At 67.3% G+C, this 7,280-nt stretch carries 7 protein-coding genes and 1 pseudogene; 3 read left to right on the forward strand and 5 right to left on the reverse strand.

Features of this window, described 5'->3' with window-relative positions:
* The first annotated feature begins 16 nt into the window (after positions 1-16).
* A complete protein-coding gene (locus VMD50_RS26070; RefSeq protein WP_325432210.1) occupies positions 17-1,540 on the forward strand; it encodes an Hsp70 family protein in 1,524 nt (507 codons plus the stop codon).
* Positions 1,541-1,562: 22 nt separating this feature from the next.
* Here the strand turns inward: VMD50_RS26070 and VMD50_RS26075 are convergent, their stop codons facing one another.
* A complete protein-coding gene (locus VMD50_RS26075) occupies positions 1,563-2,027 on the reverse strand; it encodes a cyclic nucleotide-binding domain-containing protein (protein WP_325432212.1) in 465 nt (154 codons plus the stop codon).
* Between the two features lie 124 nt (positions 2,028-2,151).
* Between VMD50_RS26075 and VMD50_RS26080 the strand changes: the two genes are divergently transcribed.
* A complete protein-coding gene (locus VMD50_RS26080; protein WP_414686180.1) occupies positions 2,152-2,433 on the forward strand; it encodes a hypothetical protein in 282 nt (93 codons plus the stop codon).
* A pseudogene (locus VMD50_RS26085) lies at positions 2,343-2,696 on the forward strand (Rossmann-fold NAD(P)-binding domain-containing protein); the annotation flags it as partial. The gene VMD50_RS26080 and the pseudogene VMD50_RS26085, both read left to right, overlap by 91 nt.
* Here VMD50_RS26085 and VMD50_RS26090 read toward each other — a convergent pair.
* From VMD50_RS26090 to VMD50_RS26105, 4 genes are all read right to left on the reverse strand, one after another.
* Positions 2,680-4,215, reverse strand: coding sequence for an AMP-binding protein (locus VMD50_RS26090; protein WP_325432216.1), 1,536 nt, complete (start codon positions 4,213-4,215; stop codon positions 2,680-2,682). The pseudogene VMD50_RS26085 and the gene VMD50_RS26090 overlap by 17 nt on opposite strands.
* 3 nt (positions 4,216-4,218) lie before the next feature.
* Positions 4,219-5,739 carry an aldehyde dehydrogenase family protein gene (locus tag VMD50_RS26095; RefSeq protein WP_325432218.1) on the reverse strand — a complete coding sequence of 507 codons (1,521 nt, stop codon included), beginning with the start codon at positions 5,737-5,739 and terminating at the stop codon, positions 4,219-4,221.
* A 140-nt stretch (positions 5,740-5,879) separates the two neighbouring features.
* Positions 5,880-6,986 (reverse strand): NDMA-dependent alcohol dehydrogenase, encoded by a 1,107-nt coding sequence (locus VMD50_RS26100; protein WP_325432220.1) that lies wholly within the window; start codon positions 6,984-6,986, stop codon positions 5,880-5,882.
* Positions 6,987-7,001: 15 nt separating this feature from the next.
* The coding region (locus VMD50_RS26105; protein WP_325432222.1) for a cytochrome P450 at positions 7,002-7,280 on the reverse strand (279 nt) is incomplete at its 5' end.

Genomic DNA, 7,280 nt, shown 5'->3' on the forward strand with positions numbered 1-7,280 from the left:
CCTAGAATTTTGCGGAATGAGGGTCGGCATCGACTTTGGCACCACCCACACCGTCGTCGCGGCCGTCGACCGCGGCAACTATCCGGTCGTCTCGTTCGACGGGGTGGACGCCTGGCCGTCGATCGTCGCGGCCAACGCCGACGGAGAGTTGCGATTCGGGGTGGACGCGGCTGCCGTCCGCCAAGAACCGGGTTGGTCGGTGCTGCGGTCGTTCAAACGCCTGCTCAACGAGGCCGGGCCGCAGACCGTGGTCAGCCTCGCCGGCCGTGACCATCGGCTGGCCGACCTCCTCGCCGGCTTTCTGGCTCAGCTGAGGCGCGATCTGCAGCGTCGCTCGAACGTCACCCTGGCCCCTGGTGAGACCATCGAGGCCGCGATCAGCGTGCCCGCCAACGCCTCCACCGCCCAGCGCCTCCTGACGCTGGACGCGTTCGTCGCGGCGGGTTTTCACGTCGTCGCGCTGCTGAACGAGCCGTCGGCCGCCAGCCTCGAGTACGCGCACCGGTACCGCTCCACCATCACCGCCAAACGCGAATACGTCCTCGTCTACGACCTCGGCGGGGGCACGTTCGACGCGTCGCTGCTGAAAATGACCGGGCACGAGAACGAGGTCGTCGTCAGCGAAGGCATTCAACGCCTCGGCGGTGACGACTTCGACGAGGCGATCGTGGACCTGGTGCTCGCCCGCCTGGAGCTGAAGAACGTCGATCCCGCCACCCGCGAGCTGCTCAGGGAGGAGTGCGCCGCCCGCAAGGAGGCCGTCGGGCCGCAGACGCGCCGCTTCCTGGTGGACCTCACGGGCGTCGACGCGGTCGACCGGCCACCGTTCTCCTGCGGGATCGACGACGTCTACTCCGTGTGTGCGCCGCTCGTCGACAAGACGACCGACGTGCTGCGCCGCGTCCTGCACGATCCGAGAGGTGGCAAGGACGTGGCGTGGTCGGAGGTGGCGGGCATCTACGTGGTGGGTGGGGCCGGGGGCTTCCCGCTGGTTTCCCGGATGCTGCGCACGGCGTACGGCGAGAAGCGGGTGAAGCGCTCCCCGCACCCGTTCGCCGCGACGGCCATCGGCCTGGCGGTCTTTATCGACCAGGAGGCGGGTTTCGCGTTGTCCGAACGCTTTTCGCGGCACTTCGGGGTATTCCGTGAGGCGCAGGCCGGCACCGACGTGGTCTTCGACCCGATCGTCCCCAAGGACGCCGCGCTTCCGGCGGACGGACGCACCCCGCTGGTGGTGACGCGGACCTACCGAGCGGCGCACAACATCGGGCACTTCCGGTTCGTCGAGTGCAGCCGCCTGGTCGACGGGCGTCCCGACGGCGACGTGACGCCCTACGACCCGGTCCTCTTCCCCTTCGACCCGGCCCTCTACGACCGGGATGACCTCGGGCGGCAACCGGTCGGCCGCTGGAGTGACGGCCCCGATGTGGAGGAGCGCTACGTGGTCGCCCCCGGCGGCGCGGTGGAGGTGACGCTGACGACGCACCCCGCGGGCTTCGAGCGCACCTTCCGGCTGGAGCGGTGTGCGGCGGCGAGTTAGTAGGATGCTCGCCGAGCCGGTCTCATTCGATGGCGTCCGCGTAGATGTCCAGGAGCCGGAACCTTGTCGCATCGAGATACTCGCCTAGCACCGCGATCACGCGCTTCTGCAACTCGTATCCGAGTTCGTGGTCCTCTTCGCATTTCTCGCGCAGGCACTTGCCGTCGAAGACGATGGCTCGCGTCGTCTCGACCGCGCGTGCATCGAACCGCGAGTTGTAGGGGGGAACCAGCCACGACCAGCCAAGGATCTCTCCGTCGCCGAGCGTCTGCACCGTCAGGCTGCCACGGCCGGGCGCGCCCGTTTCGAGGGCGATCCTGCCGGCGCGAATGAGATAGAAGTGATCGGCCGGGCTGCCCTCGCGGAAGATCAACTCACCTGCGGTGAAGCGCACGTTGGCCGCGCAGCCGACCGCCAACTGCAGATAGCGCGGGTCGATGCCCCTGAAGAACGGGTGCCCGGCCAGCACGCCTTCGAGCGTCCTCACTTTTGCTTCCTCCGCTCATGCCTCGTCAATGCTTTCTTGAAGCGTAGAACGCGCCCGGCCGGGCGACCAGCACCGTGCGCCCGTCCGACCCGATCGCCGTCACCGACGGGACCGGCGTCGGACCATGGCACAGATCGATTTGGACGACCTTTCGACTCCCGAACACGGCTACACCGTCAACGACGAGGACGACGACGACCCGGTCCTTCTCGATCGGGATGGCAATCACGTCGACACGTGGCGCGAGCGGTACCCCTACGACCACCGGATGCCGCGCGGCGAATACGAGTGGTTGAAGCGCAAACTGCAGGTTGAGCCCTGCGTGGTGAGCTCGCGCCGCTGGGCATTTCGGTGGCGGTCGTCGAGCCCGGCGCGTTCCGCACAGACTTCGCCGGTCGCTCACTGACCCAATCGGCCACGGTCATCGACGCCTACGCGGTCACCGCCGGGCAGCGGCGCAAGGAAAACGACACCATGCACGGCAACCAGGCCGGCGACCCCGCCAAGGCGGCCGCCGCGATCATCACGGCCGTCGAATCGGGCGAGCCGCCTGCGTTCCTGCTGCTCGGCCCGGACGCCCTCAAGCTCTATCGCTATGTCGCCGACGCGCGCGCGGCAGAGATCGCGAAATGGGAGGAGCTGACCAAGAGCACTAACTTGGGACCGTAACCTGTTGCCGCAGTTTGCTTTTAACGAGTTTGCCGGTCGGGGTTCGGGGTAGGGCGTCGACGAACTTGATCGAGCGCGGCGCCTTGTAATGCGCGATCCGTTCGCGGACGTAGTCGATGAGTTCTTTTGCGACGGCATCCGATCGACCCACGCCGGGCGCCAGCTGCACCAGAGCCCGGACCTCTTCGCCCATCTCGGAGTGGGGCACCCCGATGACCGCAACGTCGAGCACCGCCGGGTGCAGCGTCAGGGCGTTCTCCACTTCCTGGGGGTAGATGTTGACCCCGCCGGAGATGATCACGAACGACTTGCGGTCGGTCAGGTACAGGAAGCCGTCGGGGTCGAGGTAGCCGAGGTCGCCGACGGTGGTCCAGAACCGATGTTCCGGGTGGCGCGCGGCGGCGGTCTTGTCGGGGTCGTTGTGGTACTCGAACGGGAGGTGATCGCGTTCGAAGTACACGGTGCCGACGGCGCCGGCGGGCAGCTCGCGGCCGTCGTCATCGCAGATGTGCAGCGTCCCAAGCACACTGCGCCCGACCGAGCCGGGGTGGCTGAGCCATTGCTCGGAGTCGATGAAGGTCAAGCCATGGGCTTCGGTGGAGCCGTAGTACTCGTAGAGGATCGGGCCGAGCCACTCGATCATCGCCCGTTTGACCTCGACGGGGCAGGGCGCCGCGGCGTGGATGAGCACCCGAAGGCTCGACAGGTCGCTGCCGGCGCGGAGGGTGTCGCCCAGTTTGAGCAGGCGCACGAACATTGTGGGGACCAGCTGCGCGACGGTGACCCCGTACCGCTCGATATGCCGCAGCGTGGCTTCGGCGTCGAACCTCTTCGCCAGCACGACGGTCCCGCCGATCGCCTGCACCATCCCGCACCATCGCAGGGGTGCGGCGTGGTAGACGGGCGCCGGAGAGAGATAGATGTCGGTGTCCGTTATGCCGTACACATCGCGGGCCATTGCCACGATGGGATCGCCCGGCTCGTCGACGCGCCGGTTCGGCAACGGCGGCTTGACGCCCTTGGGGAAACCCGTTGTGCCCGAGGAGTACAACATCAACGCGCCCGACGGTTCCTCGCGCAAGCGCGGGCCGGCCTCGGCGAGAACGGTTTCGTAGCGGTCGAATCCGGGAACATTGCCGCCGAAAGCCAGCCGTGGCCCGTGGTTCTCGACCCGCGCGGCGACTTCGGCCGCCAGTTCGCCCAGCGCAGCCGACACAACCAGCGCGCGTGCACGCGAGTCGCGCACGATGTAGGCGGCCTCCTGGGCCGTGAGGTGGTGGTTGACGGCGGTGATGTACAGACCCGATCGTTGCGTCGCCCAGTACACCTCGAAGACCTCAGCGGCGTTGTCGGACAGCAGTGCGACGACATCGCCACGGCGAAGCCCGGCGTCGTACAGCACCCGCGCCAGCGCAGCGGAGTTGTCGTCGAGCTGCCGGTAGGTCAACACATCTCCGGACTCCGCCAGGATGACGGCAGGATGATCAGGCCCATTCTCCGCGTGGGTAGCCGGGTACACCGATCAGGCCGTTTCCGCCGCCACCGACACGACAACGGCATAGACCCGCTTGGCACGGTCATTGGTCATGTCGATATGCACGAACTTTTGCTCGGTGTACTCGTCGAGCGCGCTGGGCCCGAGCTCGCGGCCCAGACCGCTTTGCTTCATCCCGCCAAAAGGAAACATCGCATTGACCATGTGCCAGTCGTTGATCCACACCGTGCCGGACTCCAGCCGGCGGGCGATCGCCAACGCGCGTTGATTATCGGTGCTCCACACACCGGCGGACAATCCGTATTCGCTGTCGTTGGCGATCGCGACCGCCTCGGCGTCATCGGCGCACTTGATCACGACCAGCACCGGCCCGAAGATCTCCTCCCGTGCCACCCGCATGTCGTTGGTGGCGCCCGTCAGGATCGTGGGGGCGACCCAATGGCCTTCGGCCAGGCCGGGTTCCGCGGGAAGCGCGCCCTGAAACGCGATCTTGCATCCCTCCTCCTGCCCGAGCGCGATGTATTTCTCCACGCGCGCTTTCTGTTTGGCCGATATCAGCGGGCCGATGTCGGTGGCCGGGCTCATCGGGTCACCCATGACAAGGGTGGACGCGCGGGCGGCCAGCCGTTGCACGAACTCGTCGTGAATTGACTCGTGCAGCAGCAGCCGGGTTCCGGATTCGCATGCCTGACCACTCATCAGCAGGAATCCGAACAGCGTGCCGTCGACCGCCAGGTCCAGGTCGGCGTCCTCGCAGACGATGTTGGCGCCCTTGCCGCCCAACTCGAGGGTGACCCTCTTGACGTTGTCGGCGGCGGCGCGCATCACGGTCTTGCCGACTTCGGTTGAGCCGGTGAAGGCCACCTTTCGGACGTCGGGGTGTTCGGCGAGCCGAGCGCCGACGACCGGGCCGGGTCCCGTGACAACGTTCAGCACCCCCGCCGGCAGTCCGACTTCATCTGCCGCCCTGGCTAATTCGAGCAACGTCAGCGGGGTCTGATCGTCGGGTTTCAGCACAATCGTGTTGCCGGCCGCCAAAGCGGGGCCCAGCTTCCACACCGCCAGCAGCAACGGGAAGTTCCACGGGACGATCCCGGCGCAGACCCCTACCGGCTCCCGACGAAGCACGCCGGCGGCCAGCGTCGGCGCTTCCATCAATGGCCCGGTCTCCTCGAACGCATACGATCCCGCCGACGCGGCAAAATATTTCAGGTGGGCGATCGAATAGCCCAGGAGAAAGGCGCCCGCGGACCGCACGGTCGCCCCGTTTTCGCGTACCTGCAGGGCGGTCAATTCGTCGAAGCGCGCGGCCAGGTTGTCGGCGATCGCATCGAGGATGCGGGCGCGCTCGGCGGGGGGCGTCGACCGCCAGACGCCGCGATCGTGTGCGGCCTTCGCCGCGGCGACCGCCTCGTCGGCGATTGCGGCATCGCCTTCGGCCACCGTGGCCACCAACCCGCTGGTGGCCGGATCACGCACCTCTAACGTGGCCGAGCTGTCGCGCCAACGGCCGTCGATGTACATCGAATAGTGCGGGATGTCGGTCATGGCTTCACTCCCCGCGTCTGTCCGAGCCGTCTCGCGAAGCGCTGCCACCTGTCGTTGGCGTGGTGCACGGCGCTGACGCCGATCGGGATGCCCAGCGGGGCACCGAAAATGAATGCGATCGTGAGGAGACTGAGCATGGGTCAGAATCTGATCAGTCCGCGCAGGTTCACACCCGCGTGCATGTCGGCGTAGCCCTGGTTGATCTCGTCGAGGGTGTATTCGCGGGTGACCAGTTCGTCGAGCTTCAGCCGCCCGGCGCGGTACAGGTCGAGCATGCGGGGAATGTCGTGCCGAGGATTCGATGATCCGAAAAGCGATCCGCGAACCTGCTTTTCGTACAGGGTCAGGTCGAACAGGGACATGTCGACGCACGTGTCGGTCGGGTGCGGGATCGCGGTCATAACCACCCGGCCGCGCTTGCCGACCAGGCTCAGGGCCTGCGCCACGTAGGCGCCCTCGGCCGAGTCGGTGCTGACCACGCACACGTCGGCCATCTGGCCGCGGGTGAGGTCGGCGATCAGGGCGTGCGCCTCGTCGACCGTCGCCGCGGTGTGGGTGGCGCCGAACTCCAGCGAGCGGCCGCGTTTGTACTCGACGGGATCGAGCGCGACGATCACCCGCGCGCCCGCGATCCGCGCGCCCTGCACGGCGTTCATGCCGATCCCGCCCACACCCATGACCACCACGGCGTCGCCGTCGTGCGCCTCGCCGGTGCGCACCATGCTGCCGTAGCCGGTGGTGACTCCGCAGCCGACCAGGGCGGCGGTGTCCAGCGCGGTGGACGGGTCGACCTTGATCACCGAGGCCAGCGGCACCACCGTGTATTCGGAGAACGTTCCCAGCACGCACATCTGGCCCAGCCCTTGGCCTTTCGCGTGGAACCGGAAGGTGCCGTCGAGCTGCGGTCCGGCGATGATGGCGGCGCCGAGCACGCACAGGTTGCTCATGCCGCGCGAACATGGTTCGCAGCGACCGCAGGCCGGGATGAAACTCAGCGCCACCGGATCGCCCTCGGCGACTTCCGTGACACCCGGGCCGACCTCGACGACCACGCCGGCGCCCTCGTGGCCGCCGACCACCGGTAGCTGCATCGGCATGTCCCCGGTGATCAGGTGGTCGTCGGAGTGGCACAACCCCGCGGCGGCCACCTTGACCAGGACCTCGTTCTCCTTGGGCCCGTCGAGGTCGACCTCTTCGATTTCCCACTTCTGGTGCAGCCCCCACAACACTGCCGCTTTGGTCTTCATCGAAACTCCTTGGTTTCAGCGCTTCTCGGGCGTCCAGGTCGCCGGCAGGCTGTTGATGCCGTTGATGAAGTTGGCCACCTGGAAGTGGGGCTTGGGCGCCGAGATGTCGGGAATGCGGGTGTAGACCTCGGTCAGCAGCGAGCGCAGCATGGTGCGTGCCAGCGCCGCGCCCAGGCAGAAGTGCGGGCCGCCGCCACCGAATGCGATGTGCGGGTTCGGATTCCGCAGGATGTCGAACGTGAATGGGTCCTCGAAGACATCCTCGTCACGGTTGCCCGAGATGTACCACAGCAC

This window comes from Mycobacterium sp. (assembly GCF_035506235.1).
In the GTDB taxonomy this organism is placed as follows: domain Bacteria; phylum Actinomycetota; class Actinomycetes; order Mycobacteriales; family Mycobacteriaceae; genus Mycobacterium.